Source organism: Nonomuraea sp. CA-143628, assembly GCF_050942315.1.
Lineage (GTDB): Bacteria > Actinomycetota > Actinomycetes > Streptosporangiales > Streptosporangiaceae > Nonomuraea.
Genome location: NZ_CP192072.1, coordinates 1,016,695 through 1,042,554, shown reverse-complemented (window position 1 = coordinate 1,042,554; position 25,860 = coordinate 1,016,695). Strand labels below are relative to the sequence as shown.

The window sequence follows — 25,860 nt, the reverse complement described above, 5'->3', positions numbered from 1 at the left end:
GTGGACATACCATGGCAACGATGGAGTTCACCGAGTGGATCAGGGGGCGCACCGACGAACAGCTGCGGGCGCTCGTCTCGGCGCGCCCCGAGCTGATCACTCCGGTGCCCGCGCATCTGGAGGGCCTCGCCGTACGCGCGGGCAGCCCTTCTGCGATCGGCCGTGCGCTCGACCGGCTCGACCGCTTCACGCTCGCCGTCCTCGAAACGCTGGCCGTACGACCGGAGCCCAGCACGAAGGCGGCCCTGCGCGCGCTCGTCGGCGGGGCGCTCGCGGCGGGCAAGCCGGAGCCCGCGCTGTCGGCGGCGATCGACCACCTGCGCGACCTGGCCCTCGTCTACGGCCCCGACAGCGCCCTGGCCCTGGCCCCCGGCGTGCGGAAGGTGCTCGACGACCCGGCGGGGCTCGGGCCCCCGGCGGTGGAGGCGTTCCGGCACCACGCGCCCGAGCAGCTGACCGAGATGGCCGACGACATCGCGCCGGGCACCACGGGCTCGGGCAAGGAACGCCTGGCCGCCGCCCTGGCCCGGCCCGGGAAGCTGATCGAGGAGGTCTCGCCCGAGGCCAGGGCGGCGCTCGACCAGCTCACCTGGGGGCCTGCGACGGGCCGGGTGCCCAATGCCAGACGTGAGGTGCGGGTCGCCTCCGCCCGATCGCCCATCGATCAGCTGCTCGCCCGCGGGCTGCTGGCGGCGACGGGTGAGGAGAGCGTGGCCCTGCCTCGGGAGGTGGGCCTCTACCTGCGTAACGGCCTCGTACACCGGAATCTGTACGCCGTACCCCCCGCTCTGGAAGGCGCCGCGCGGGACCAGAAGCTGGCCGACCGGACGGCGGCGGGGCAGGCGTTCACGTTCGTGCGGACGGTCGAGGAGCTGTGCGAGCGGTGGAGCGCCGAACCACCGGGCGTGCTGCGTACCGGCGGGCTGGGCGTACGGGATCTGAAGCGCACCGCGACCGAGCTGGACGTGCCCGAGTGGGCCGCCGCGCTGACCGTGGAGGTCGCGCACGCGGCCGGGCTGATCGCGGCGGGCGGCAACGTCGACGGCGAGTGGCTGCCGACCACCGGCTACGACCTGTGGCGGGTCCGGCCGACCGCCGACCGGTGGGCCGCGCTGGCGATCACCTGGCTGCACACCGACCGCGTCCCCGGCCTGGTCGGCGAGCGTGACGACCGGGACCGGCCGCTCAACGCGCTGCACACCGAGCTGCGCCGCTCGTCCGCGCCGGGTGTGCGGTCGGCGGCGCTGGGCGTGCTCGCGTCGGCGCCCGGCCTGGCGCCGACGCGCGAGTCGGTGTTCGACCGGCTGGCGTGGGAGCAGCCGCGCCGCCGTGGGCCGCTGAGGGAGCAGCTGACGGAGTTCGCGCTGCGGGAGGCCGAGCAGGTCGGTGTCACCGGGCTCGGCGTGCTGTCGGGACACGGCCGGGCGCTGCTGTCCGGCGAGGACACCGCCTCGGTGCTGGCCCCGCTGCTGCCCGAGCCGGTCGATCATGTGCTGCTCCAGGCCGACCTGACCGCCGTCGCGCCCGGACCGCTCACCAGCGAGCTGAACCGCTGGATGAATCTGGCCGCCGACATCGAGTCCAAGGGGGGCGCGACCGTCTACCGGTTCGGCGAGGGCTCGGTCCGCCGCGCGCTCGACGCGGGCCAGGGGGCCGAGGAGCTGCTGGCCATGCTGGAGCGCCATTCGGCGACGCCGGTCCCGCAGGCGCTGTCCTACCTGATCGCCGACGTGGCCCGCCGGCACGGACGCATCAGGGTCGGCACCGCCAGTGCCTACATCCGCTGCGACGACCCGGCCCTGCTCGACCAGATCACCGCCGACCGGCGCGCCGCCGCGCTCCGCCTGCGCCGGCTGGCGCCCACGGTCATCGCCTCCCGTTCCTCGCGGGCCGCGCTGGTCGACGCGCTGCGTTCGATGGGGTACGCCCCGGTGGCCGAGTCGCTCGACGGCGATGTGATCATCTCCGAGCTCGACAGGAGGCGCACCGAGGGCCTGCCGCCGGCCCGGTCCGTACCCTCGCCCAACGGCCTGGACGCCGAGGTCACGGCCGCCGCCGTACGCGCGCTGCGGGCGGGCGACGCCGCCCACCTGACGCGGCGCGAGCCCGCCGACGCCCCCAGCGGGCAGATCCCGCGCGGCCCGGCGACCGCCACGATCTCCGCGCTGCAGGAGGCCATCAGGCAGGGCGTACGCGTGTGGATCGGCTACCTCGACTCCCAGGGCAACGCCACCTCGCGCATCCTGGAGCCGGCGCGGATGGAGGGCGGTTACCTCACGGCGTACGACGAGACCAGGGCCGCCGTCCATCGCTTCGCGCTCCATCGCATCACCGGGGTCTCCGACCTGTCTTGACGCCCAGCGATGATCAGGCGAGGTTGGGACCGTGAGCGAGCTGACGTTGGGCCGGTTGGCCGAGGAGTCTTGGAGCAGGTTCGACGACTTCGACGCGGTCCACTACGAGGGGGTCTGGCACCGCGCCCACGCACTGGCCGAGCGGGCCCGCAAGGTCTGCGGCGGGCTGGTCGAGGCGGGGGTACGCCCTGGCGACCGGGTCGTGGTGATGATGGCGAACTCACCCGAGGTCGGCCTGATCTACGAGGCGATCTGGGCGGCCGGCGCGGTGGTGACGCCCGTGGTGTTCCTGGTGGGACCGGCGGAGTTGCGGCACATCCTGGACGACAGCGGCGCCACGGCCCTCATCACCTCGCCCGAGCTGGTGGAGACGGTCCAGGCCGCCGAGCCAAAGATCCCGATATTTGTGGACACGGGGGAGTTGGAGCGGGCGACCGAGCGGGGGCCCGTCGAGCGGGACGCCACCGATCTGGCGGCGCTCATGTACACCGGAGGCACGACCGGCATGGCCAAGGGCGTCATGCTGAGCCATCGCGGTCTCTGGCAGGTGGCCAAGGACGCCTACGAAATGTCCCACCAAGACGGGAAAAATCGTGCAATAGTGCCGGTGCCCCTCTCCCACTCGTACGGGCTGATCATCACGGTCGCCGGGATGCACGCCACAGAGCCGCAGCAGGCGGTGCTGATGCGCTGGTTCGACCCGAAGGCGTTCCTCGAACTGGCCGCCGCGCAGCGCGCCCAGTACGGAACGGTCGTGCCCGCCATGCTCCAGATGCTCCTGGCCGAGCCGCTGGAGTCCCACCCCCTGCCCGACCTGGCCTTCCTCACCTGCGGCGCGGCGCCGCTCGGCCGGGAGACGCTGGAGGAGTTCGAGCGCCGGATGCCCGGCGTACAGGTCCTCGAAGGCTACGGGATGACCGAGACCAGCGCCGTGACCACGTTCAACCCGCCGGGCCGGCGCCGGATCGGCAGCGTGGGCCTGCCGCTGGCCGGCTACACGATCACGATCCGCGACTCCTCCGGCGACCAGGCCGAGCCGGGGGACGTCGGGGAGATCTGCGTCAGCGGCGACTCGCTGATGCTCGGCTACTGGGGCGAGCACGCCGCGGACCCCACGGGCACCGCGCTGGTCGAAGGTGAGCTGCGTACCGGCGACATCGGCTGCGTGGACGACGACGGCTATCTGTACATCGTCGACAGGAAGAAGGACCTCATCATCCGCGGCGGGTTCAACGTCTTCCCGCGCGACGTCGAGGACGCGCTCAACGAGCACCCCGACGTGGTGATGTCCGGCGTCGTGGGCCGCCCGGACCCGCGGGTCGGCGAGGAGGTCGTGGCCTTCGTCCAGCTCAGGCAGGGCGGCACGGCCGGCGCAGAGGAGCTGATGGCCTGGGCTCGTGACCGGGTCGGCCGGGTGAAGTATCCCCGGGAGATACGGTTCGTCGACTCGATCCCGGTCACGAGCGTGCTCAAGCTCGACCGCAAGGCGCTGCGGTCGAGGCTCGGCTAGTCGTCCGCGTCGATGGTTCCCGTCGAACCCCACGCGATGCCCTTGACCTCGCCCAGCGCCCGCCCGTCTGAGCCATAGGCGGTCACCTTGCTCAGCACGGCCGGGCGGTAGGCACCCTTCTTGTCGGGGTACACCCGCGTCCGGCCGATGTAGAAGCCGTTCCGGACGTTGGCCGTCATCTGCCGCCCGTCCGCCCACTCGACCTCCACCCGGGTCGCCTGCGGAGCGACCCGACCGGCCACCACCAGGAAGTACGGGTCGCCGTCACGGCCCGGGTTGATCTCCGACTGCATCTGACCGTCGTAGGCGTCGATGCTGAGCGCCCCGCGCAGGGCCAGCTTGCCGGGCGGGTTCTTGCCCCAGTAGGAGAAGATCGGGTCCGTCGGATAGCTGACCAGCCGGACGCCCGGGGTGCACAGCACGAACCCCTTGCGGCTGCCGACCAGCCGCGTCACGCCCAATTTGTCCTTGGCCTCCACGAGCCACCGGTAGTCCTTGACGGTCCCGTACTGGGGCAGCAGCCGTTCGCCGTCCATGCTGTGCACCGGGCTGCCCTTGGGCATGCAGTCCTCCACGGTCGCGAACTGCGCGATCGTGTTGCGCGGCAGGCCGGGGATGTCCCGGACGTACGCCGTGGCGGGCGGGTCCGTCGCGGACCTCGTCGCAGTGGGCACCATGCTCGCGGTGGGCTCTGTACTCGCCGTCGGCGAGCTCACGGGGGACACCGCCAGCTGTTCGCGCGCCCGCAGTCCCACCACCCCGATGGCCACCACACAGGCCGCCGCCGCCAGGGCCAGCCCCCATCTCGGCCACTTCAGCCGTGCCCGCCTCCGTAGGGCACGCGACAGAAGCAGCTCGGGATCCACCGGCCGCGCCTGGCCGGCCAGCCTGCTCAGGGCCTCGGTGACCGCGCGTTCGTCGACTGTCATCTCAGGCCTCCAGACGAACTGTCTCGCCCACCAGCTCGCGCAGCCGCTTCACGGCCTGGTGGGTCTGGCTGCGTACGGTGCCGATCGAGCACCCCATGATCCTGGCGACGTCGGACTCCGGCAGATCCTCGAAGTAGCGCAGGACCAGCACGGCCCGCTTCTTGACGGGCAGCCGGCGCAGGGCCTGTTCGAGCGTGAGCCGGTCGTCGACCCGCTCGGTGCCGTCGCCCGCGATCCGCTCGGGCAGCGTCTCGACCACGCGCTCGCGCCCCCAGCGCGGGCTACGCCACCGGCCGACCTGCTCGTGGTACATGACCCGGCGGACGTACGCCTCCGGATCGCCCCTGATGCTCCGCCATCGGTCCGCGGTTCTGGCCAGCGCGCTCTGGAGGAGATCTTCCGCGGCGTGCTGGTCGCCGGTGAGCACGTACGCCAGGCGCATGAGGCTGTCTGATCGCGTCGTGACGAACGACGTGAAGACTCGTAGGTCGTCCGGGTGCAACTCGCCTCCCCTGCTCTGGGTCTCGATCACTAAAGACGTATGAGAGGGTCCAGATCTATGGCGAGACAGCAGACCCGGCAGGGCGCGTGGCCATTCCGTGATAAATGTTGACCTGTCAGGAGGTGGCATGAGCCAAGAAGGCCCATCGGGCGAATATCCGTACCAGCCCTACGGCGCACCATACGGCCAGCAGCCCCCGCCACAGTACGGTTACGGCTATCCTCCGCCCCCTCGGCCGTCCGAGGGGCCGAAGGCCACCGCCATCGTCGCGCTGGTGCTCAATCTGCTCTCGATCGTCGGTTGTTGCAACATCTTCGCGATCCCCGGGGCCATCCTCGCGGGCATGGCGCTCGGCCGGTCGAGCACGCAGCCCGCCAGTGCCAAGAGCCTGCTCGCATGGTGCTGGACACTGTTCGGGGTGGGCCTCGCGCTGAACCTCGCCGTCTTCCTCTTCCTCGGCCTCAACGGCTACCTCGACGACTGATTACCTGTTCGGGGACTGTTCTTGCCGTCTGATGTGTTGGATAGGCGTCAACCGTAGAAGGGATGTCCGTGAACGACGGCCCGCTCATCGTCCAGTCGGACAAGACGCTGCTCCTCGAAGTCGACCATGAGAACGCCGGCGAGTGCCGCAAGGCCATCGCGCCGTTCGCCGAGCTCGAGCGCGCCCCCGAACACGTGCACACCTACCGCGTCACCCCGCTGGCGCTGTGGAACGCGCGCGCGGCCGGGCACGACGCCGAGCAGGTCATCGACGCGCTGATCAGTTTCAGCCGCTATCCGGTGCCCCACGCGCTGCTCGTGGACATCGCCGAGACCATGGCCAGATACGGCCGGCTCAAGCTGGAGAAGGACCCGACCAACGGGCTGATCCTGACCTCCACCGATCGGGCCGTGCTCGAAGAGGTGCTGCGGTCCAAGAAGATCCAGCCCATGCTGGGCGAACGGCTCGGCGACGACTCCGTGGCCGTGCACCCGAGCGATCGCGGCAACGTCAAGCAGGCGCTGCTCAAACTGGGCTGGCCCGCCGAAGACCTCGCGGGCTACGTCGACGGCGAGCACCACAAGATCGAGCTGCTGCAGGACGGCTGGAGCCTGCGGCCCTACCAGCAGGACGCGGCCGACGCCTTCTGGCACGGCGGCTCCGGCGTGGTCGTGCTGCCCTGTGGCGCCGGCAAGACCATCGTCGGCGCGGCCGCGATGGCGCACGCCCAGGCCACCACGCTGATCCTGGTCACCAACACGGTGAGCGCGCACCAGTGGAAGCAGGAGCTGCTCAAGCGCACCACGCTGACCGAGGACGAGATCGGCGAATACTCCGGCAGCAAGAAGGAGATCCGCCCGGTCACCATCGCCACCTACCAGGTGATGACCACCCGGCGGAAGGGCGTCTACAGCCACCTGGAGCTGTTCGACGCGCGCGACTGGGGTCTGGTCGTCTACGACGAGGTGCACCTGTTGCCCGCGCCGATCTTCCGGATGACCGCCGACCTCCAGGCTCGCAGGCGCGTCGGGCTGACCGCGACGCTGGTGCGCGAGGACGGCCGCGAGGGCGACGTGTTCTCGCTGATCGGCCCCAAGCGCTACGACGCGCCCTGGAAGGAGATGGAGAACCAGGGCTGGATCGCCCCCGCCGACTGCGTGGAGGTCCGGGTCACGCTGACCGACGAGGAGCGGCTGGCGTACGCGATGGCCGAGTCCGAGGAGCGCTACCGCTTCTGCGCCACCACGCCGTCCAAGACCCACGTGACCGAGGCGCTGGTCCGCCGGCACCTGGGCGAGCAGGTGCTGGTCATCGGCCAGTACATCGACCAGCTGGACGAGCTGGGCGAGCACCTCAACGCTCCGGTGATCAAGGGCGAGACCAGGGTCAAGGAGCGCGAGCGGCTCTACCAGGCCTTCCGCGACAAGGAGATCCAGGTCCTGGTCGTGTCGAAGGTGGCGAACTTCTCCATCGACCTGCCCGAGGCGGCCGTGGCCATCCAGGTGTCCGGCACGTTCGGGTCGCGTCAGGAGGAGGCGCAGCGGCTCGGCCGGGTGCTGCGGCCCAAGGCCGACGGCGGCGGCGCCCGCTTCTACACGGTGGTCAGCAGGGACACGGTCGATCAGGAGTTCGCGGCGCACCGCCAGCGGTTCCTGGCCGAGCAGGGTTACGCGTACCAGATCATCGACGCCGACGACGTGCACGGCGGGGTGTAGCACCAAGAGGCGAGGCCCGGCCGCTCACCCTCCGAGCGGCCAGGCATCGACGTCGTCACGTCCACGAGACTCCGCGGGCTGTCGACAATCGAACCACCCCCCTCACCAGCGTGCTACGCCGCTGCGCGCCTCAATCAGCCAGCGACATACCCCCATGATCCGGCAAATGCACCTGATATGCCCGAATTCTCGGTTATTGGCAGGTTGTCGTTATCTGGCGAGCAGGCCGCCCAGGAAGAGCACTCCTTCGGCGGCGATCCAGGCGGCCACACTCACGCCCATGAACCGGCTGAACACGCGTGGGTCGTTCCTTGCGGAAGGCACCAGCCAGGCACCGGCCGTACAGCAGGCCGCGGCCACGGCGAACAACCCTGACAGCGTCGAGACCGAGCCGAGCCGCTGCGAACAGCCCGCCGCGGACTCACCCCCCGCGCAGAACGCCTCCAGCCCCCACCCCGCGAACACCGACAACGCCCACAGCGCCGCCAGCAGGAAACTCGCCACTGTCGGGATGATCGGGGAGAAAACAAACCGTACGCGGGCCACGGTCCCTCTCTACCCCGGCTAAATGCTTTGGAAGCCTGCCGGACACACCACTAAGCTGGTCGATTCGCTGCCTATACCACCTCCGTTACTTCGACCAGGGAGGCACTTTCGCATGCCCGCACACCAGCTGGCCCCCGACATACCCGCCGACGTGCTCGCGGCCGAGCAGGCCCATCTGGCCGAGTCGAGAGCCGCGCTCCAGGCCATGCGGCTGCACGCCCAGTCGCTGTCGGCCGACGCGGCCGGCGACTGGGTGTCCCAGCAGATCCTGCAGTCGCTGCTCGACAAGCGGGTGGCGGCGCTGGCCGACCACCCCGACACCCCGCTGTTCTTCGGCCGCCTCGACCGCTCGGCGGACGACGACCTGCCCCCCACGATCTACGTCGGCCGCCGCCACGTGCACGACGGCAGCAGCCGTCCGCTGGTGATCGACTGGCGCGCACCGGTGTCCCGGGCGTTCTACCAGGCCAGCCCCGCCGACCCGATGAGCGTCGCGCGGCGGCGCCGGTTCGGCTATCACGGCGGCCTGCTGACCGCGTTCGAGGACGAGCCGCTCGGCGAGGGCGGCGACATCGGGCCGTCGAAGATCCTGACCGAGGAGATCGAGCGCCCGCGCACCGGCCCGATGCGCGACATCGTCGCCACCATCCAGCCGGACCAGGACGAGATCGTCCGCGCCACGCTCACCCAGACCGTCTGTGTACAGGGTGCGCCAGGCACCGGGAAGACCGCCGTCGGCCTGCACCGGGCCGCGTACCTGCTGTTCACCCACCGCGAGCGGCTGGCCAGGTCGGGCGTCATGATCGTCGGCCCCAACCGCGCCTTCCTGTCCTACATCTCCTCCGTGCTCCCCGCGCTCGGCGAGGTCAAGGTCGACCAGACCACGGTGGCGGGCCTGCTCGGCGAGCACGCCACGCCGGAGGATCCGATGGTCTCGGCGCTGAAGGGCGACGCCCGCATGGCCGCCGTGCTGGAGCGGGCGCTGTGGCTGCACATCGTGAAGCCGGAGGAGGGCGTCGTCTACAGCAAGGGCGCCTACCGCTTCCGGGTGGCCGACTACGAGGTACGTGAGATCGTCGCCTCGCTGCGCGGCACCACCCGCTACGGGCCCGGCCGGGCGGCGCTGGCGCAGCGGCTCGCGCACATGGTGCTGGTACGCATGGAGCAGCGCGGCGAGTCGCCCGACGACCGGGTGCAGGACGCCGTGGCCAGGTCCAAGCCGGTCAAGCAGCTCGTCGACGCGGTCTGGCCCAAACTGGTGCCGCAGCAGGTCCTCTTCAAGCTCCTCTCGGACCCCGAATTCCTTGCAAAAGCCGCCAAAACCGATTTGTCGCCTGACAAGCAGCAAATGTTGCTATGGCAGAAACCGTACCGAGGCTGGAAGTCCGCGAAGTGGTCGGCGGCCGACGCCGCGCTGCTCGACGAGCTCGGCGACCTGATCGAACGCACGCCCTCGCTCGGCCACCTGGTCGTCGACGAGGCGCAGGACCTGTCGGAGATGCAGCTGCGCGCGCTCGGCCGGCGCTGCCGCAACGGCTCGGCGACCGTACTCGGCGACCTCGCCCAGGGCACCACGCCGTGGTCCACCAGCTCGTGGGAGACCGTGCTCAAGCACCTGGGCCAGGACGAGGGCGAAGTCACCGAGCTGACGCTGGGCTTCCGTGTGCCGCGCGAGGTGCTCGACTACGCCGCCCGCCTGCTGCCGTCGATCGCCCCGGCGCTGGCCCCGCCGCGGTCGCTGCGCCCCGGCGTGGGCTCGCTGAGCGTACGCCCCGGCGGCGCGGTCGCCGAGGCCGCGCGCGAGGCCATGGCCCGGGAGGGCTCGATCGGCGTGATCGTGCCCGACGCCCTGGTGGCGGAGGTGTCTGGGCAGCTCGAAGGGCTGGCCCACGCCGTGCTCGACCCCGACACGACCGAAGAGCACCGGCTGCTGATCGTCCCGGCGACACTGGCCAAGGGCCTGGAGTACGACCACGTGATCGTCGTCGAGCCGGCCGACATCGTGGCGGCCGAGCCCCGCGGCCTCGCCAGGCTGTACGTGGTGCTCACCCGTGCGGTCACCTCGCTCACCGTCCTGCACGGAAAGGCCCTGCCTGCCCAGCTGGCCGTATAACCGCGCGACCGGGCGCGGTGACCGGCCGACAGGCCGTCTGACGCGCGGGCGGGCACGTCGCCTCGCGAGACCGACGCACTCCTAGGATGGCTGGAGTAGTGGAGGATCTCTACCAAGGAGGACGCCGTGCCCGCACCGCTGCCACACGAATACCTGCCGTCGGTCCCCTCGCTCACGGTCCAGAGCAACGACATCGCGGACGGGGAGAGGCTGGGGGACCTGCACGTCTTCGACAAGTGGGGCATGACCGGCCAGAACCTGTCACCCCACCTCCAGTGGTCCGGCGCCCCGGCCGAGACGCAGAGCTACGCCGTGACCTGCTACGACCCCGACGCCCCCACGGGCAGCGGGTTCTGGCACTGGGTGCTCTTCGACCTCCCGGCCTCCGTCTCCGAGCTGCCCACGGGCGCCGGCACCGCTCCTGAGTTCAAGGGCCTGCCCGCGGGGGCCACGCACGCGCGCAACGACTACAACAGCAAGGACTACGGCGGCGCCGCTCCCCCTCCCGGCGACCCGCACCGCTACATCTTCACGGTGCACGCGCTGGGCGTGGCCGAGCTGGGCGTCGACAGTGACGCCAGCCCTGCGGTGGTCGGCTTCAACATCACCGCCAACACGCTCGCGCGCGGCCACATCGTCGCCCACTTCGGCGTCTGATGATGGAAGCAGCCTCGGGGGTGAAGGTACGACACGGCGGGCTCGATGACGTGCCCGCCGTGCTCGACTTCTGGCTCCTGGCCGCTGAGGGCACCGACCGGCGCGACTCGCCCGACAAGGTGGTGGCGCTGATCGAGCGCGACCCGGAGGCCCTGCTCCTCGCCGAGCTCGACGGGGAGCTGGCAGGCACGCTCATCGCGGGCTGGGACGGCTGGCGAGCGCACCTCTATCGCCTCGCCGTCCACCCGTCCCACCGCCGTAAGGGCATCGCCACCACGCTCCTGGCCGCGGCCGAGTCCCGTTTCGCCGCCTTCGGCGCCTTCCGCGCCGACGCCATGGTGCTGGACGACAACGTCTCCGCCCATGGGGCGTGGTCCGCCGCCGGCTACGCGCTCCAGCCCATGTGGTCGCGCTGGGTCAAGCCCCTTAAATGATCACATGTACGGCTCTTCGCACAAAAACAGACCGGCCCGGACGACGTGCGTCCGGGCCGGTCTGGTGAGAAGAGACCTGGTCTCTGGTGAAGAGACTTAGAAGTCCATGTCTCCGCCACCGGGCATGCCGGCGGGGGCGGCAGGGGTCTTCTCGGGCTTCTCGGCGATGACCGCCTCGGTGGTGAGGAAGAGCGCCGCGATGGAAGCGGCGTTCTGCAGCGCCGAGCGCGTCACCTTGGCCGGGTCGATGATGCCCGCCTCGAACATGTTGACGTAGTCGCCCGAAGCGGCGTTGAGGCCCTCACCCGGGGTCAGGTTGCGGACCTTCTCCACCACGACGCCGCCCTCAAGGCCGGCGTTGACGGCGATCTGCTTCAGCGGCTCCTCGAGCGCCTTCTTCACGATCGCGGCACCGGTGGCCTCGTCGCCATTGAGCTCGAGCTTGTCGAACGCCTTGGCGCCCGCCTGCAGCAGCGCCACGCCACCGCCGGGGACGATGCCCTCCTCGACGGCCGCCTTCGCGTTGCGAACGGCGTCCTCGATGCGGTGCTTGCGCTCCTTCAGCTCGACCTCGGTCGCCGCGCCGGCCTTGATGACCGCCACGCCGCCGGCCAGCTTGGCCAGCCGCTCCTGGAGCTTCTCACGGTCGTAGTCGGAGTCGGTCCGGTCGATCTCGGCGCGGATCTCGTTGACCCGGCCGGCGATCTGCTCGGGGTCACCGGCACCGTCGACGATGGTGGTCTCGTCCTTGGTCACCACGACCTTGCGGGCGCGGCCCAGCTGGTCGAGGGTGGCGTTCTCCAGCTTGAGGCCGATCTCCTCGGAGATCACCTGGCCGCCGGCCAGCGTGGCGATGTCGCCCAGCATGGCCTTGCGGCGGTCGCCGAAGCCCGGAGCCTTGACCGCGACGGAGCGGAACAGGCCACGGATCTTGTTGACCACTAGGGTGGCCAGGGCCTCGCCCTCGATGTCCTCGGAGATGATCAGGAGCGGCTTGCCGGACTGCACGACCTTGTCGAGCAGCGGCAGCAGGTCCTTGTTGGCCGAGATCTTCGAGTTGACGATCAGGATGTACGGGTCCTCGAGCACGGCCTCCATGCGCTCGGAGTCCGTCACGAAGTACATCGACGTCATGCCCTTGTCGAAGCGCATGCCCTCGGTGAGCTCAAGCTCGAGGCCGAAGGTGTTGCTCTCCTCGACGGTGATGACGCCTTCCTTGCCGACCTTGTCCATCGCCTCGGCGATGAGCGAGCCGATCTCGGGGTCGGCGGCGGAGATGGAGGCGGTGGAGGCGATCTGCTCCTTGGTCTCCACGTCCTTGGCCAGCTTGGACAGCTCCTCGCTGACCCGCTCGACCGCCGACTCGATGCCCTTCTTCAGCGACATCGGGTTGGCGCCGGCGGCGACGTTGCGCAGGCCCTCGCGCACCAGCGCCTGGGCGAGCACGGTGGCCGTCGTGGTGCCGTCACCCGCGACGTCGTCCGTCTTCTTGGCGACTTCCTTGACCAGCTCGGCGCCGATCTTCTCCCACGGGTCCTCGAGCTCGATCTCCTTGGCGATGGACACACCATCGTTGGTGATCGTGGGAGCGCCCCACTTCTTCTCCAGCACGACGTTGCGGCCCTTGGGACCCAGGGTCACCTTGACCGCGTCGGCCAGCTGGTTCATGCCGCGCTCGAGACCGCGCCGGGCGTCCTCGTCAAACGCGATCATCTTGGCTGCCATAAGGCTAGACCTCCCAGATGCAGGGTGGCTTCAATGGACCGAGCCGACGCCCGCGACGGCATGGGCCTGCATCTCCGTTCGGCAGACCCCATCGTCCCGATCCAGTGTTGGCACTCTCGAACAGAGAGTGCCAACGAACTGTTTAGCACTCTACCCTGCCGAGTGCAAGCTGAGACACCCGCATGCCCAGGTCAGTCAGTACGGCGGGCCCATCCGGACCCGCCGTAGCCGAGTCGACGAAGGATGAGTGGCGGTTTCGCCCGGACTGCGCTGCCGTGCGACCTGCCGGTACATACCAGCTTCGTGAGTTCAGACCGCTCGCACGGACTCCGCTTGGGGGCCCTTCTGCCCCTGCGTGATCTCGAACTCGACGCGCTGGCCTTGTTCGAGCGAGCGATAGCCATCCATCATGATCGCTGAGTAATGGACGAATACATCCTTGCCACCGTCTACCGCGATGAAGCCGTAGCCCTTGTCCGCGTTGAACCACTTGACGGTGCCCTGCGCCACTTCCGACTCCTCTTACTGGGCTCATAGATCCCGCCCATTCCTACGCGAGACCCTCAATCGCCTGACATATGGAGAAATAACCAGGCGATCGCCCTCGACCATACCTGTGGCACAGCGTTTGGCAACAGAGTCAATCAACAAATTACGCATTTCATCGGCGAGTGAGTCGTTCAACGTTGAATTGTCGGAAAAAACAGAAGGCGCCCCAGATGGGAGCGCCTTCTGAAGTGAGCGGGTGACTACCCTCCGGCGACCGCCGGGATGATGGAGATCTGCACGCCCTCGGGGGCGGCCGTGTCAAGTCCGTCGACAAAACGGACATCCTCTTCGCCGACATAAACGTTGACAAAACGACGAATCTTGCCCGATTCATCCAGAATTCTCGCGCCGATCCCCGGGTAGTCGGAGTCGAGCTTCGCCAGCACGTCACGGAGAGTCGCGCCCTCCCCACTCACTTCCGCGTTACCACCGGTGTAGGTGCGCAGAATGGTGGGAATCCGCACAGAAACGCTCATGATTAACTTGCCTTTCCTGGTTGTCAGACAGCCGCGCGGAACGCGTCGAGCGAGGGCCGGATCACTGCCGTGGGCTGGGCGTCGTCGGCGACGGCGTCGAGCGTCTTGAGCCCGTCGCCGGTGTTGAGCACCACGGTCTCGGCCTCCGGGTCGAGCTGCCCGGTCTCGACGAGCTTCTTCAGCACTCCCACGGTGACGCCGCCGGCCGTCTCGGCGAAGATGCCCTCCGTGGAGGCCAGCAGCTTGATGGCGGCGACGATCTCGGGGTCCGTGACGTCCTCCACCGCCCCGCCGGTGCGGCGGGCGATGTCGAGCACGTACGGGCCGTCGGCGGGGTTGCCGATGGCCAGCGACTTGGCGATGGTGTCGGGCTTGACCGGCTGGACCACGTCGTGGCCGGCCTTGAAAGCGGCCGACACGGGAGAGCAGCCCTTGGCCTGCGCGGCGAAGATCTTGTAAGGCCGGTCCTCGACCAGGCCGAGCGCGATCAGCTCCTTGAAGCCCTTGTCGATCTTGGTGAGCTGGGAGCCGGAGGCCACCGGGATGATGATCTGCTCGGGCAACCGCCAGCCGAGCTGCTCGGCGATCTCGTAGGCGAGCGTCTTGGAGCCTTCGGCGTAGTAGGGCCGCAGGTTGACGTTGACGAAGCCCCACTTGTCGCCCAGCGGGTCGCCGATGAGCTCGGAGCAGAACCGGTTGACCTCGTCGTAGGAGCCGTCGATGGCGACCAGCTTGCCGCCGAACACCCGGGCCATGGCGATCTTGGCCTGCTCCAGCCCGGCGGGGATGAACACACAGGCGTCGAGCCCGGCCCTTGCGGCGGCGGCCGTGACCGCGCCCGCGAGGTTGCCGGTGGAGGAGCAGGAAAGGGTGTGGAACCCGAAGTTACGCGCCGCCTCGACGGCGATGGCCACCACCCGGTCCTTGAAGGAGTGGGTGGGATTGCCCGAGTCGTCCTTGACGTACAGGGACTTGATGCCCAGCGCGCGGCCGAGATTGCCGGCCTTGACGAGCTTGGTCCAGCCGGGGTTCATGTTCGGCTTGGTGGCGACGTCGACGGGCACGGGGAGCAGTGAGCGGTAGCGCCAGATGTTGGCGGGGCCGGACTCGATGTCCTTCCGGGTGACGTCACCGAAAGAGTAGGCCGCTTCGAGCGGCCCGAAACACTCCAGGCAGGCGAAGCTGGGACCGAGTTCGTAACGGGTGCCGCACTCGCGGCAGGAGAGAGCGACAGCGGGTCCGAAATCGTGCGACATGAAGCGAGGCCTTCCCTCATCTTCGCCTGCGGCCACCTTGACCGCAGACCGGAATTGGCACCTGTCCCGGTCGGCCTCGCGAGGTCGCGAGTCTGAATCCGGGAGGGTTGCCGGGGCTTCGCAGGGCCGGTCCCTCCACCCCTCTGGATGAGCAATATTCAGTTGTCTGGCCTGACTCTACCTGGCCAGGCGCGTCAAGCCACCAACCGTCTCACGAAGCGAGACGTACAGTCTCAGTGAAACTTTCAGCGGTAGTCCTCCCCCAGGACGCCCTGAACGTACTTGCGCGCCTGGTGGATGCGGGATTTCGCGGTGCCGAGCGGGATGCCGAGCTGCTCGGCGACCTCGTTGTAGTCGAGCTGCACGATGTCGCGCAGCACGAGGGCCTGGGCCAGGTCGGGCTTGCTGGCCTCCAGCGACTCCATCGCGTCGAGCAGGTCGAGCCGCGATCCGGCGATCACGCTGACCCGCCGCGCGTCGGGCTTCTGCATGGGGAGCTCGTCGGAGGTCTGCTCGGCCGAGCGGCGCTTCAGCGTGCGGTAGGTCGTACGGGCGCAGTTGGCCGTCACGATGTGCAGCCAGGTGCTGAACCTGGCCCGCCCCTCGAAGCGCCCGATGTTGCGCGCCACGGCCAGCAGGGTGTCCTGGGAGGCTTCTTCCGCATCCTGGTGATAGGGCAGGATTCGGGCGCAATGGCGCAGCACGTCGGGTTCGATCCGCCTCAGGAGTTCGCCCAGTGCGCGATGATCTCCGGCAGCGGCGGAGCGGGCGAGTTCCTCGGTTAGGTCATCAAGCGCCATAGCTGGGATCCTATGGTCGGAGGGAGCTTTAATGAACAGCGTCCTGGTCGCCTCTAACAGAGGACCCGTCTCGTTCACCGTCTCGGACGACGGTGTGCTGACGATGAAGCGCGGCGGTGGCGGCCTGGTGTCCGGGCTCTCCGGGGTCCTGAAGGACGACGGCGTGCTGTGGGTCTGTGCTGCTTTGTCCGACGGTGACCGCGGTGCCGTACGCCAGGCGCCCGGCGGCCGGCTCGACCAGGCCGGCTACGACACCGGCGCGCTGCGGATGCTCGACATCCCGCCGGCCACCTTCCACCGCGCCTACAACGCCGTGGCCAATTCCACGCTGTGGTTCGTCAACCACCTGCTCTACGACATTCCCAACGCGCCGCTGTTCGGCACCAGGTTCGAGCGCGAGTGGGAGTCCTACCGCGACTACAACGGCGCGTTCGCGCTGGCGCTGGCCGAGGAGGCCGGGCACGAGGCCCGCGTGATGGTCCAGGACTACCACCTCACGCTGACCCCGGCGATGCTCCGCGCCGAGCGGCCCGACCTGCGCATCGCGCACTTCAGCCACACGCCGTGGGCCCCGCCCGAATACTTCTCGCTGCTGCCCGACGACGTCGCGCGCGAGGTGCTCGAAGGCATCCTGGGCGCCGACCACGCCGGCTTCCTCACCGAACGCTGGGCGGGGGCGTTCATGGACTGCTGCCGCGCCCTGCTCGGCGCGGAGGTCGACCGGGCCGGCCGTACGGTCACCCACGAGGGCAGGACCACCCGCATCGGCGTGCACGGCCTCGGCGTCGACGGCGAGGCGCTGTGGGCACGGGCCCACGAGCCCGACGTCGAGTCCAACATCGCCGCGATCAGGGAGCAGGTCGGCGACCGCCGACTGATCGTCCGCATCGACCGCACCGAGCTGTCCAAGAACATCGTCCGCGGGCTGGTGGCCTACCGGGAGTTCCTGCTCGCCCATCCGGAGTGGCACGGCCGGGTGGTGCATCTGGCGTTCGCCTATCCCAGCCGGCACGACCTGCCCGAATACCGCGAATACACCGCCTCGGTGCAGCGCTGCGCCCAGGAGATCGAGGACGAGTTCGGCACCGAGGACTGGGACCCGCTGATACTCAACGTCAACGACGACTACCCGCGCTCGCTGGCCGCCTACCGGCTGGCCGACGTGCTGCTGGTCAACCCGATCCGCGACGGCATGAACCTGGTGGCCAAGGAGGGCCCGATCCTGTCGCCGCGCGCCGCGCTGGTGCTCTCGCGCGAGGCGGGCGCGGCTGCCGAGCTGGGCCCGCACGCGCTCCTGGTCAACCCCTACGACGTGAGCGGCACGGCCGTCGCGCTGCACGACGCCCTGGTCATGCCCGAGGAGGAGCGCATGAACCGCCGCGATCGGCTGGAGGCGGCGGCCACCGCGCTCCCGCCGCAGAAGTGGTTCGCCGCCCAGCTGGACGCGCTGGCCTAGCATGTCGGCGATCTCAGAGAGCACCCGGCTGACCAGGGACCGGCCGACCTGGCTGATCTACCTGATCCTCGGCACGTTCGCCACGTTCGTCTACGGCCTGAGCGCCGCCCTGCCGCTCCTCCGCCTCCAGCAGCGGACCTCCGGCACGGTCGCCGGCCTGCACGGCACCGCGATGGCCGTGGGCACGATCCTGGCCGGTCTCTCCCTCCCGCTCCTCACCAGGCGCTATGGCAGGCGGGTCACCACCTGGATCGGCCTGGCCGGGATGAACGCGGGCGTGCTCCTGATCGTGCTGTTCTCCGCGCTGCCCCTGACGCTGCTCGGCTATGGCGTGGCCGGCGGCTTCGGCTCGATCGCCCTCTACAGCGCCATGGCCGCCCTCAGCGAGCACCACGGGCCGGCCGGCCCGGCCGCGCTGAGCGAGGCGAACGCCGTCGGCGTCGTGGCGGGCGTGGCGGCGACCTTCCTGCTCAGCGCGGTCGCGCAGACCGCGCTCGGCTGGCGGGCCGCGCTGCTCCTCACCCCCGCGCTCACCGCGCTGCTGGTCGTGACGATGGCGCGGGTCTGGCCCCCGGCCACGACCGTGGCGGCCTCGCCCACCGGCGAAGGACCGGCGCCGCCCGGGTGGCGCTTCTTGGTGGCGGGCGGCGTGCTGTGCTGCTGCGTGGCGCTGGAGTTCTCGTTCAACCTGTGGGCCGCCGAGCTGTTCGCCGCGCGCACCGGCCTGAGCGCGGCCGCCGCCGCGACCGGGCTGACCGCGTTCCTGGCCGGGCTGGCGGCGGGCCGGTTCGCCGGCGCGTACCTGGCCTTACGCCTGCCGCCCGCGCGGCTCTTCCTGGGCGCCCTGGCGGTCACCGCGGTGGGCTGGCTGCTCTTCTGGTTGAGCACCTGGCCCGTCCTGTCCTACGCGGGTCTCGCGCTCAGCGGGCTCGGCGCGTCCCTGCACTTCCCGCTCGCGATGGCCGCGCTGATCACGCACGCGGGCGACCGGCCCGACCGGGCCGGCGCGGCGGCGCCGATCTGGGCCGGGTCCGCGATGGCGCTCGGGCCGCTCGCGCTCGGCGCGCTCGCCGACGGCTTCGGCACCTGGAACGCGTTCCTGCTGGTCCCCGCCCTCATCGGCCTGGCCGCCGGCGGCGTGCTCATCGCCAGGCCGCGCGCCTGAGCGCTTATCGCCAGGTCGCGTGCTTGAGTACGCCGGGCAGGCCGGGGGTGTTCCATGAGTCGACGACGAGGACGCCGCTCTTGGGCAGATACCACTCCCGCTGGACGAAAGTGGCCCGCTTCTTGCCCGTCCCGGAGACGCAGGTGCCCTTCCACGCGCGGTAGTACGCCTTGTGGCCGGGCCCGACCTGGCGCAGCCCCTTGGCCGCCGCGCCGTTGAACGTCTGGCCCCACTTGCGGTTGAGCGGGCAGGGCTCCACGTCGGTCGCTGAGTAGAAGGGCTGGTCGGGCGTGTACGGATTGAGCTCGTGACCCACCTTGATGGCCGCGGGCCCGAGCACCCAGAAGCCGCGGCACTCCGGTGTGAAGTACTCCCCCTTGGGCTTGGCGCACTTGCCGGTGACGACATGGATCCAGTCGCCCTTGCCGTACACCTTCCATGAGCTCGGAAGGGACAGCGTCAGCCCTTGGCGCAGCTTGAGCGGATGGCTCGCGGTGCTCGCTGACGCAGGGGCGGCCGGGACGAGGAGGGCGGCGGCCACGGACAGGCCCGCCACGGCAAGGTATCTCTTCGACATCCCGCGACCGTACCGGCGCGCGCTTGCAGGCGGGTTGCCTATTCGTAGGCGGATTGCCTACTTGCAGGCGGGTCGGCGCGGTTCGGTGCCTCGTGAAAGCCTCGGTGCCTCTTGAAAGCCGACGCGTCAACTCCTCTTGAAAGCCGACGCGTCAGCTCCCCTTGAAAGCCGACGCGAGCTCCCGCAGCAGGGCCACCACGCCGTCGGGGCCGTCCACCACGATGTCGGCCCGCTCGGCCAGCGCGGTCACCTCGGCAGAGCCACTGCACACGTTCACCCCTGGCAACCCCGAGTTTCTGACCGCGTCGAAGGCCGCCAGATCGCCCAGGTCGTCGCCGACGAACATGACCGACCTGGCCGCCCGCTCGGCCAGGAACAGGCCGAGCGCGTGGCCCTTGTCCATGCCCGGCGGCCGCAGTTCGAGCACCAGCCGGCCGGGCTCGACGACCAGCCCGTGCTTCTTCGCCAGCGCGGCCAGCGGCTCACGCAGGGCCTCCAGCGTGCCCTCGGGGTCGGCGCTGCGCCGGGTGTGCACGGCGACCGCCCGGCCCTTGTCCTCGATCGCCACGCCTTTCACACCGAGGGAGACGAGCAGCAGTTGCAGCTCGGCCTCGGCCTCGAGCACGCCGGGCGGGGGCGGCGGCGCCGAGACCTGGCCGTCCTCCCAGCGCTCGAATCCGTAATGCCCCAGCACCACCAGGCCGGGCACATCGGCCAAACCGGGCACGTCGGTCGGGCCGGGCGAGTCGGTTGAGCCCGGCGTGTCAGCCAGACCGGGCGCGTCAGCCAGGCCGGACCCGAGCCGCAGAGCCGTGGCCACCGGCCGGCCGGTCACAATCGCCACCGCATTGACGTACCTGCCCAGCTCGGCGAGTACGGGCGGCGCTTCCGGATGGATCCTGGCGGAGGCGGGATCGGCCACGATCGGCGCGAGAGTGCCGTCGAAGTCGAGCCCGATCACGACTCCCGCCGGATCCTTCAGGATCGCTTCCATACCGGGTGATCCCGTTTGTCTGATGTTCTTCACGCGCCTGCCTTACCCAGCAGGTCAGGGACGCATGCCAAACCGTCTGGCGGCGCGCTCGCGCTGACGCGTGGAACGCAGCCGGCGCAGCCGCTTGACCAGCATCGGATCCTGCTGGAGCGCCTCCGGCCGATCGATCAGCTCGCCGAGGAGCTGGTAGTAGCGAGTGGCGGAGAACCCGAAGGTCTCCTTGATGGCCTGCTCCTTCGCACCCGCGTAACGCCGCCATTGGCGTTCGAAGGCGAGGAGTTCGAGATCGCGTTCGGAGAGGGGTCGTCTGGACGGTTCCTGGGCAGCACTGTCACCGCTGACCGGCGCAGTGTCCATGGTGTCCTCCTCGGAAGGGCGCGCGACGATCACATCGTGGGAACGCGGGCCCGTGCCAATCGTAATGTGCGGAGTGCGGGTGTTCACGGCGGATTGAGAGACGTACAGTCACCAAATGTGACCTCAGTCATCACACTTCTCACCGACTACGGACTCGAAGATGGCTATGTGGCCGCCTGTCATGGAGTGATAGCCGGGATCGCCCCCGAGGCCAGGGTGATCGACGTGTGCCACCTGATCCCCTCGGGCGATGTACGGCGCGGCGCCGCCATACTCTCCCAAACCATCCCCTATCTCCCGAAGGGCGTGCACATCGGGGCGGTCGACCCCGGCGCGGGCGGAGCCAGGCGGGCGGTCGCCGTGGAGGCGGGCGGGCGGGTGTTCATCGGCCCCGACAACGGGCTCCTCTCGTGGGCCATGCACGCCAGCGGCGGGGCGGAGGCGGCCTACGAGATCAGCAACGCCGACTACTTCCTGCATCCGGTCTCGCCGACCTTCCACGGGCGGGACGTGTTCTCGCCGGTGGCCGGGCGGCTGTGCGGCGGGCTGAAACCGGCCGAGCTGGGGCCCGAGGTTCCGCTCTCGCGGCTGGTCTCGCTGCCGGAGCCGACCTCGAAGCTACGCGAGGGGTCCGTCGAGGGTGAGGTGGTCTCGGTCGACCGCTACGGCAACACCCAGCTGTCGATCGCGGCGGGCGACCTGGCGGCGCTGGGTGTGCGGATCGGTGACACGCTCGGGGTCTGGCTGGGGCGCAGGCAGTTGGCGCTGCCGTACCGGGAGACGTTCGCGGCGGTGCCGCCGGGCGAGCTGGTGGCCTTCGCCGACTCGGCCGGGCTGATCGCCATAGCCGTGAACTCGGGCGACGCGGCCCAGCGCCTCGGCCTGCCACCGGGCGCCCATGTGCGCCTCTCACCCTCGCCCTGACCGAGCCCATGTGCGCCTCTCACCCTCGCCCTGACCGAGCCCATGTGCGGCTCTCGCCCTCTCCGCGCGACGAAAGCCGCCAAAAGGAAATTACACCGCGTATCGGTCTGTTTACCGAAGCGTCAGATTGGACCGTCGATCGCGTGTCAGAATGCACGGGCATCGGGCGACCCCTCCCCTGCCCGCGAGGTGCACGTGTTCCCTTTGTCTGTTGTGCTGCTCTCACTGCTGTCCGCGGCCCTGCCGTCGTCGGAGCCACCCGTGCCGGAACGCTGGCACGCGTGGCCGGTGGCCAGGGTGTTCCCGAGCTCCGTGCCCGGCACCAGCCCCTCCGGGGCCCGCGTGACCTATGTCCTGGCCGGCGTCGCCCCGGAGTCGCCGTGCCGGGTGGCCTTCCAACCCGGGGTCGCGCGGCTGCTGCGTGGGTGCGTCACGGCCTTACGCGCCACGTACGCGGACAGCACGCAGACGTTCGTGGCGACGGTCGGCATCGCCGTACTGACCGGCCCTGATGCCCTCCGGCCCCTTGACCGCCTGACGGACGACCTCCCGCTGACACTCGCGGGCCGCCTGCCGACCGGGTCATCAGAGACCGGCACCGGCTGTCTGCCCGGCGCGCCGCGAGCGACCGCCACCGGCCGTCCCGACGGGCCGTCAGGGGCTGGTACCGGCGGTCCGCCCGACGGCACACCGGGGACCGGCGCCGACCGTCCGTTCGGCGGCACGCCGGACACCGGCGCGGGCCGTCCGCTCGGCGAGTCGCGAGTGACCGGCACCGGCCAACTGCCAGACGCGGCCACCGGACGCTTGCCCGAAGCAGGGGCCGAGACCGGCACAGGCCGTCTGCCCGCCATGCCGCCAGAGACCGACACCGACCAACTGCCGGACCCGGCCACCGGACACTTGCCCGGAATCGGGCCCGAGAACGGGACCGGGCACTTGGCGGGCCCAGAGTCGGCTACCGGCCGGGGTGATGGGCTGGGTGACCGGTCCGGGACCATCGCGGGGCGGTTGCCGACCGTGCGGCCGGTGGCCTTTCCCGGTGGGCCGGCCGAGCGGTTCGGCGAGTCGCAGTACGTCACCGGCGCGCTGATCTCGTCGAACGACGCCTACGTCGTGGCGACGGCCGCCGGGTACGCGGACGGCCGGCCGTACCAACCGGGCGAGCTCGTCGCCAGACGCCTCGGTGACACCGCCCGCCGGCTGGCCACGGCCCTGTACGGAAGTCTGACCAGATGATCAGGCCCCTGGCCGGATCACTGGCGGTGGGCCTGCTGATGGCCGGGCCCCTGGCGGCGGGGGTCCTGGTGGCCGGGGCGGGACCGAGCGCCTCCGATGACGTGGGCTCGGCGGCCCGCGCCGGACAGTGGCAGCTCGCCACCCTGCGCCTGCCCGAGGCGTGGAAGCTGAGCCGGGGCGCCGGCGTGCTGGTCGCCGTACTGGACACCGGCGTGAACGCCCGCCACCCCGACCTGGCCGGCGCGGTGGTCGCCGGGCCCGACCTGACCGGCGACGCCGGCGAACCAGCCCTGTGGGGCCACCACGGCACCGCCATGGCCAGCCTCATCGCCGGCCGCGGCCACAACCGCAGCACCCCGGCGGTGAACAGCCTGACAGCGAACGGCGGGACACCAGACGGCCCGACCGTGGCACGCGGGACGGCAGGCCACGGGACCGCAGACGTCCCCGCAACACGTAAGGCCGCAACAGGCACCCCCGCAGTGGGCGACCCCGCAGCAGGCGACCGCGCGGCAAGCGGTACAGCGACCGATCTCGCGGCGACCGGGACGGCAAGCGATCTCGCAGCGACCGGGACAGCGGTCGGCCGAGCGGTGACCGGGACCACGGGCGGCGGTCACGCGGACAGCGGGGTCATCGGGGTCGCCCCCGCCGCCCGCGTCCTGTCCGTCAGGGTCACGCTGGAGAACGGCGACCCGCTCCGCCAGAAGCAGCGCGCCGGCGGCCGCGACGCCCTCGCCAAAGGCATCCGCTACGCGGTCGACCACGGCGCCGACGTCATCAGCATGTCGCTCGGCGGCGGCAGCGGCTCCTGGGAGGGCTCGGCCGCCGAGGAGGAGGCCGTCCAGTACGCCATCAGCCGCGGCGCCGTGCTGGTGGCCTCGTCCGGCAACGACGGCGACACGACCAACAAGAAGAACTTCCCCGCCGCCTACCCCGGTGTGATCGCGGTGGGCGCGGTCGACCGGCGGCTGGAGGTGGCGCCGTTCTCCAATCGCCAGGACTACCTCTCAGTGGTCGCCCCGGGGACCGGCATCGTGACCGCCGACGGCGCCGACTCGTACGTGGTGGGCGACGGGACGAGCTCGGCCGCGGCCATGGTGGCGGGCATCGCCGCGCTGATCAAGGCGATGTACCCCGGCCTTTCGCCGTACCACGTGCGGACGGCCATCGAGCAGGGCACCAGGCGACGCCCCGCCGACGGCTACAACCGCTCGTACGGGCACGGGGTGGCCAACGCGCTGCTCGCCCTGCGCGCGGCCGACCGCCTGGCGAGGCCCGCCGCGTCCGCCGGGGCCGGTGTGGGGACCGGTGGCTACTTCGGCGACGGCCCGGTCTCCCGGCCGCCGATGTCCCAGGCGCCGTCGTCGCGGCTGCCGGTGGTGCTCGGCATGGTGCTGCTGACGGCGGTCATGTCGGCCCGGGTGCTCGTCCGGCACCGTTGGCGCGGGAGGGATGTAACCTAGCAAGCGCTTGTGTGATACTCCTCCCTATGAGCCTTGCGATCGACGGCTGGTTCGTCATCGAGGACACCGGCACCCATCTGATCGGCACCCGGTGCGCGGCGTGCGGCACGGTCTGCTTCCCGCCGCAGCGCGGGTTCTGCCGCAACCCGCACTGCGACGGGGAGTCCATGGAGGAGACCAGGCTGCCGAGACGCGGCCGCGTCTGGTCGTACACGAGCGCCGCCTACCCCCCGCCCGAGCCGTTCGTGGCCGCCGAGCCGTACACGCCCGTGACGCTGGCGGCGGTGGAGCTGACCGGCGCGGGCATCGTGGTGCTGGGGCAGGTCAAGGACCTCACGGCGGACGAGCTGGAGGTCGGCATGGAGGTCGAGCTCACCCACGGCCCGCTGGCCGACGGACCTCTGGTGTGGATGTGGGGGCGGGCGTCGTGAGCGTCGTGGTGCTCGGCACGGGCATGCACCCGTGGGGCAAGCAGGGCAGGCCGTTCGCGGAGTACGGCGTGGCGGCGGCCCGGGAGGCGCTGCGGGACGCCGGGATCGCCTGGACCGACGTCCAGTTCCTGGTGGGCGCCGACACGATCAGGAACGGCTATCCGGGGTTCGTCGCCGGATCCACCTACGCCCAGGCCCTCGGCTGGTCCGGCGCTCGCATCGCCTCGTGCTACGCGGCGTGCGCGTCGGGGGCGCAGGCGATCGACATCGCGCGTACGCGGATCATGGCGGGGCTCTGCGACGTGGCCCTGGTGGTGGGCGCGGACGCCACGCCCAAGGGCTTCTTCAAGCCGGTCGGCGGCGACCGCCCGGACGACCCCGACTGGCTGCGGTTCCGGCTGCTTGGTGCCACTAATCCCGCATATTTCGGCCTTTATGCGCGTAGACGGCTGGCCCTGTACGGCGAGACCACCGACGACTTCGCCGCCGTCAAGGTCAAGAACTCCCTGGCCGGTTCGCTGAACCCGATGGCCCGCTACCGCAAGGTCGTCACGGCCGAGGAGGTCCTGGCCTCGCCCATGGTGGCCGACCCCCTGCGCCTCATGGACATCTGCGCGACCTCGGACGGCGGCGCCGCGCTGGTGCTGGCCTCGCCCGAGTACGCCCGCCGACTGGGCGTGGCCGACCCGGTGCGCATCGCCGCCGTCTCGACGGTGACGCCCACGTTCCCCAACACGGTCCTGGAGCTGCCGAACTTCGCGACCGACTCCTCCGCCGCCGTACCCCCTCCGGAACGCCCCTTCAGGGCCGCCATCGCGCACGCCGCCTACGAGGAGGCGGGCGTCGGGCCGGGCGACGTCTCGTTCGCCGAGGTGTACGACCTGTCCACGGCCCTCGAACTGGACTGGATCGAGGACGTGGGCCTCTGCCCGCCAGGCGAGGCCGGCAAGCTGCTGCGGGCGGGCGACACCGCGCTCGGCGGGCGCGTACCGGTGAACCCGTCGGGCGGGCTCGCCTCGTTCGGCGAGGCCATCCCCGCCCAGGCCATCGCCCAGGTCTGCGAGCTGACCCGGCAGCTGCGCGGCCGGGCGGGCGAGCGCCAGGTCGAGGGCGCCAGGGTCGGCCTGGCCGCCAACCAGGGCCTGTTCGGCCACGGCTCGGCCGTCATAGCCACCCGCTGACCGGCTCGGCGCTTTTGTGA

At 70.6% G+C, this 25,860-nt stretch carries 25 protein-coding genes and 1 riboswitch; of the genes, 14 read left to right on the top strand and 11 right to left on the bottom strand.

Annotated elements, in window-relative coordinates:
• Nucleotides 1-20: 20 nt before the first annotated feature.
• Together ACQP2T_RS04985 and ACQP2T_RS04980 are read left to right on the top strand one after the other, a co-directional pair.
• Nucleotides 21-2,354 carry a helicase-associated domain-containing protein gene (locus ACQP2T_RS04985; RefSeq protein ID WP_433515008.1) on the top strand — a complete coding sequence of 778 codons (2,334 nt, stop codon included), beginning with the start codon at nucleotides 21-23 and terminating at the stop codon, nucleotides 2,352-2,354.
• Nucleotides 2,355-2,385: 31 nt separating this feature from the next.
• On the top strand, nucleotides 2,386-3,864 hold the full coding sequence (locus ACQP2T_RS04980; protein ID WP_433515007.1) for an AMP-binding protein: 1,479 nt from the start codon (nucleotides 2,386-2,388) through the stop codon (nucleotides 3,862-3,864).
• On the opposite strand, the gene ACQP2T_RS04975 is transcribed toward ACQP2T_RS04980, so the two are convergent.
• Entirely contained in the window at nucleotides 3,861-4,793 is a 933-nt protein-coding gene (locus tag ACQP2T_RS04975; protein WP_433515006.1) for a hypothetical protein, read from the bottom strand. The genes ACQP2T_RS04980 and ACQP2T_RS04975 overlap by 4 nt on opposite strands.
• A 1-nt stretch (nucleotide 4,794) precedes the next feature.
• A complete protein-coding gene (locus tag ACQP2T_RS04970) occupies nucleotides 4,795-5,325 on the bottom strand; it encodes a SigE family RNA polymerase sigma factor (RefSeq protein WP_433515005.1) in 531 nt (176 codons plus the stop codon).
• 97 nt (nucleotides 5,326-5,422) lie between these two features.
• On the opposite strand from ACQP2T_RS04970, the gene ACQP2T_RS04965 reads away from it, so the two are divergent.
• Both ACQP2T_RS04965 and ACQP2T_RS04960 read left to right on the top strand, forming a co-directional pair.
• The gene (locus tag ACQP2T_RS04965) at nucleotides 5,423-5,779 is read left to right on the top strand and encodes a hypothetical protein (protein ID WP_433515004.1); all 357 of its coding nucleotides are present in this window, start codon (nucleotides 5,423-5,425) and stop codon (nucleotides 5,777-5,779) included.
• 62 nt (nucleotides 5,780-5,841) lie between these two features.
• On the top strand, nucleotides 5,842-7,494 hold the full coding sequence (locus ACQP2T_RS04960; RefSeq protein WP_433515003.1) for a DNA repair helicase XPB: 1,653 nt from the start codon (nucleotides 5,842-5,844) through the stop codon (nucleotides 7,492-7,494).
• A 210-nt stretch (nucleotides 7,495-7,704) separates the two neighbouring features.
• On the opposite strand, the gene ACQP2T_RS04955 is transcribed toward ACQP2T_RS04960, so the two are convergent.
• A complete protein-coding gene (locus ACQP2T_RS04955; protein ID WP_433515002.1) occupies nucleotides 7,705-7,998 on the bottom strand; it encodes a hypothetical protein in 294 nt (97 codons plus the stop codon).
• Nucleotides 7,999-8,152: 154 nt separating this feature from the next.
• Here ACQP2T_RS04955 and ACQP2T_RS04950 point away from each other — a divergent pair, with 154 nt between their 5' ends.
• The 3 genes from ACQP2T_RS04950 (at nucleotide 8,153) to ACQP2T_RS04940 (ending at nucleotide 11,244) form a co-directional block, all read left to right on the top strand.
• Nucleotides 8,153-10,153 (top strand): HelD family protein, encoded by a 2,001-nt coding sequence (locus tag ACQP2T_RS04950; RefSeq protein ID WP_433515001.1) that lies wholly within the window; start codon nucleotides 8,153-8,155, stop codon nucleotides 10,151-10,153.
• 126 nt (nucleotides 10,154-10,279) lie between these two features.
• Entirely contained in the window at nucleotides 10,280-10,810 is a 531-nt protein-coding gene (locus tag ACQP2T_RS04945) for a YbhB/YbcL family Raf kinase inhibitor-like protein (RefSeq protein WP_433515000.1), read from the top strand.
• Between the two features lie 20 nt (nucleotides 10,811-10,830).
• Nucleotides 10,831-11,244, top strand: coding sequence for a GNAT family N-acetyltransferase (locus ACQP2T_RS04940; RefSeq protein ID WP_433514999.1), 414 nt, complete (start codon nucleotides 10,831-10,833; stop codon nucleotides 11,242-11,244).
• Nucleotides 11,245-11,340: 96 nt separating this feature from the next.
• Here the strand turns inward: ACQP2T_RS04940 and groL are convergent, their stop codons facing one another.
• The 5 genes from groL to ACQP2T_RS04915 all read right to left on the bottom strand — a co-directional run bounded on the left by groL (nucleotide 11,341) and on the right by ACQP2T_RS04915 (nucleotide 16,050).
• Nucleotides 11,341-12,969, bottom strand: a complete 1,629-nt coding sequence (gene groL, locus ACQP2T_RS04935) for a chaperonin GroEL (RefSeq protein ID WP_433514998.1) — start codon at nucleotides 12,967-12,969, stop codon at nucleotides 11,341-11,343.
• Nucleotides 12,970-13,278: 309 nt separating this feature from the next.
• Complete coding sequence (locus ACQP2T_RS04930) at nucleotides 13,279-13,479, bottom strand: cold-shock protein (protein ID WP_068927743.1); 201 nt, start codon at nucleotides 13,477-13,479, stop codon at nucleotides 13,279-13,281.
• A 239-nt stretch (nucleotides 13,480-13,718) separates the two neighbouring features.
• Complete coding sequence (locus ACQP2T_RS04925; RefSeq protein WP_225302533.1) at nucleotides 13,719-13,994, bottom strand: MoaD/ThiS family protein; 276 nt, start codon at nucleotides 13,992-13,994, stop codon at nucleotides 13,719-13,721.
• 23 nt (nucleotides 13,995-14,017) lie between these two features.
• Nucleotides 14,018-15,250 (bottom strand): threonine synthase, encoded by a 1,233-nt coding sequence (thrC, locus tag ACQP2T_RS04920; protein WP_433514997.1) that lies wholly within the window; start codon nucleotides 15,248-15,250, stop codon nucleotides 14,018-14,020.
• Nucleotides 15,251-15,263: 13 nt separating this feature from the next.
• A riboswitch (SAM riboswitch) is annotated at nucleotides 15,264-15,404 on the bottom strand.
• A gap of 91 nt (nucleotides 15,405-15,495) precedes the next feature.
• Nucleotides 15,496-16,050 carry an RNA polymerase sigma factor gene (locus tag ACQP2T_RS04915; protein WP_357961758.1) on the bottom strand — a complete coding sequence of 185 codons (555 nt, stop codon included), beginning with the start codon at nucleotides 16,048-16,050 and terminating at the stop codon, nucleotides 15,496-15,498.
• Nucleotides 16,051-16,081: 31 nt separating this feature from the next.
• Here ACQP2T_RS04915 and ACQP2T_RS04910 point away from each other — a divergent pair, with 31 nt between their 5' ends.
• Complete coding sequence (locus ACQP2T_RS04910; protein WP_433514996.1) at nucleotides 16,082-17,506, top strand: alpha,alpha-trehalose-phosphate synthase (UDP-forming); 1,425 nt, start codon at nucleotides 16,082-16,084, stop codon at nucleotides 17,504-17,506.
• A gap of 1 nt (nucleotide 17,507) precedes the next feature.
• The gene (locus ACQP2T_RS04905; RefSeq protein ID WP_433514995.1) at nucleotides 17,508-18,671 is read left to right on the top strand and encodes an MFS transporter; all 1,164 of its coding nucleotides are present in this window, start codon (nucleotides 17,508-17,510) and stop codon (nucleotides 18,669-18,671) included.
• Between the two features lie 4 nt (nucleotides 18,672-18,675).
• On the opposite strand, the gene ACQP2T_RS04900 is transcribed toward ACQP2T_RS04905, so the two are convergent.
• The 3 genes from ACQP2T_RS04900 to ACQP2T_RS04890 form a co-directional block, all read right to left on the bottom strand.
• Nucleotides 18,676-19,248, bottom strand: coding sequence for a hypothetical protein (locus tag ACQP2T_RS04900; RefSeq protein ID WP_433514994.1), 573 nt, complete (start codon nucleotides 19,246-19,248; stop codon nucleotides 18,676-18,678).
• Nucleotides 19,249-19,399: 151 nt separating this feature from the next.
• The gene (otsB, locus tag ACQP2T_RS04895; protein WP_433514993.1) at nucleotides 19,400-20,242 is read right to left on the bottom strand and encodes a trehalose-phosphatase; all 843 of its coding nucleotides are present in this window, start codon (nucleotides 20,240-20,242) and stop codon (nucleotides 19,400-19,402) included.
• 54 nt (nucleotides 20,243-20,296) lie between these two features.
• Nucleotides 20,297-20,599, bottom strand: coding sequence for a DUF3263 domain-containing protein (locus ACQP2T_RS04890; protein WP_358557884.1), 303 nt, complete (start codon nucleotides 20,597-20,599; stop codon nucleotides 20,297-20,299).
• 117 nt (nucleotides 20,600-20,716) lie between these two features.
• On the opposite strand from ACQP2T_RS04890, the gene ACQP2T_RS04885 reads away from it, so the two are divergent.
• From ACQP2T_RS04885 to ACQP2T_RS04865, 5 genes are all read left to right on the top strand, one after another.
• Complete coding sequence (locus tag ACQP2T_RS04885) at nucleotides 20,717-21,523, top strand: SAM hydrolase/SAM-dependent halogenase family protein (RefSeq protein WP_433514992.1); 807 nt, start codon at nucleotides 20,717-20,719, stop codon at nucleotides 21,521-21,523.
• 204 nt (nucleotides 21,524-21,727) lie between these two features.
• Nucleotides 21,728-22,762 (top strand): hypothetical protein, encoded by a 1,035-nt coding sequence (locus tag ACQP2T_RS04880; protein WP_433514991.1) that lies wholly within the window; start codon nucleotides 21,728-21,730, stop codon nucleotides 22,760-22,762.
• Nucleotides 22,759-24,228: a S8 family serine peptidase gene (locus ACQP2T_RS04875; protein ID WP_433514990.1), complete on the top strand. Its 1,470-nt coding sequence runs from the start codon at nucleotides 22,759-22,761 to the stop codon at nucleotides 24,226-24,228. The genes ACQP2T_RS04880 and ACQP2T_RS04875 overlap by 4 nt, the downstream gene beginning before the upstream one ends.
• A 26-nt stretch (nucleotides 24,229-24,254) precedes the next feature.
• Nucleotides 24,255-24,659, top strand: coding sequence for a Zn-ribbon domain-containing OB-fold protein (locus ACQP2T_RS04870; RefSeq protein ID WP_433514989.1), 405 nt, complete (start codon nucleotides 24,255-24,257; stop codon nucleotides 24,657-24,659).
• A 23-nt stretch (nucleotides 24,660-24,682) separates the two neighbouring features.
• Complete coding sequence (locus ACQP2T_RS04865; RefSeq protein ID WP_433519712.1) at nucleotides 24,683-25,840, top strand: lipid-transfer protein; 1,158 nt, start codon at nucleotides 24,683-24,685, stop codon at nucleotides 25,838-25,840.
• Nucleotides 25,841-25,860: the final 20 nt, after the last annotated feature.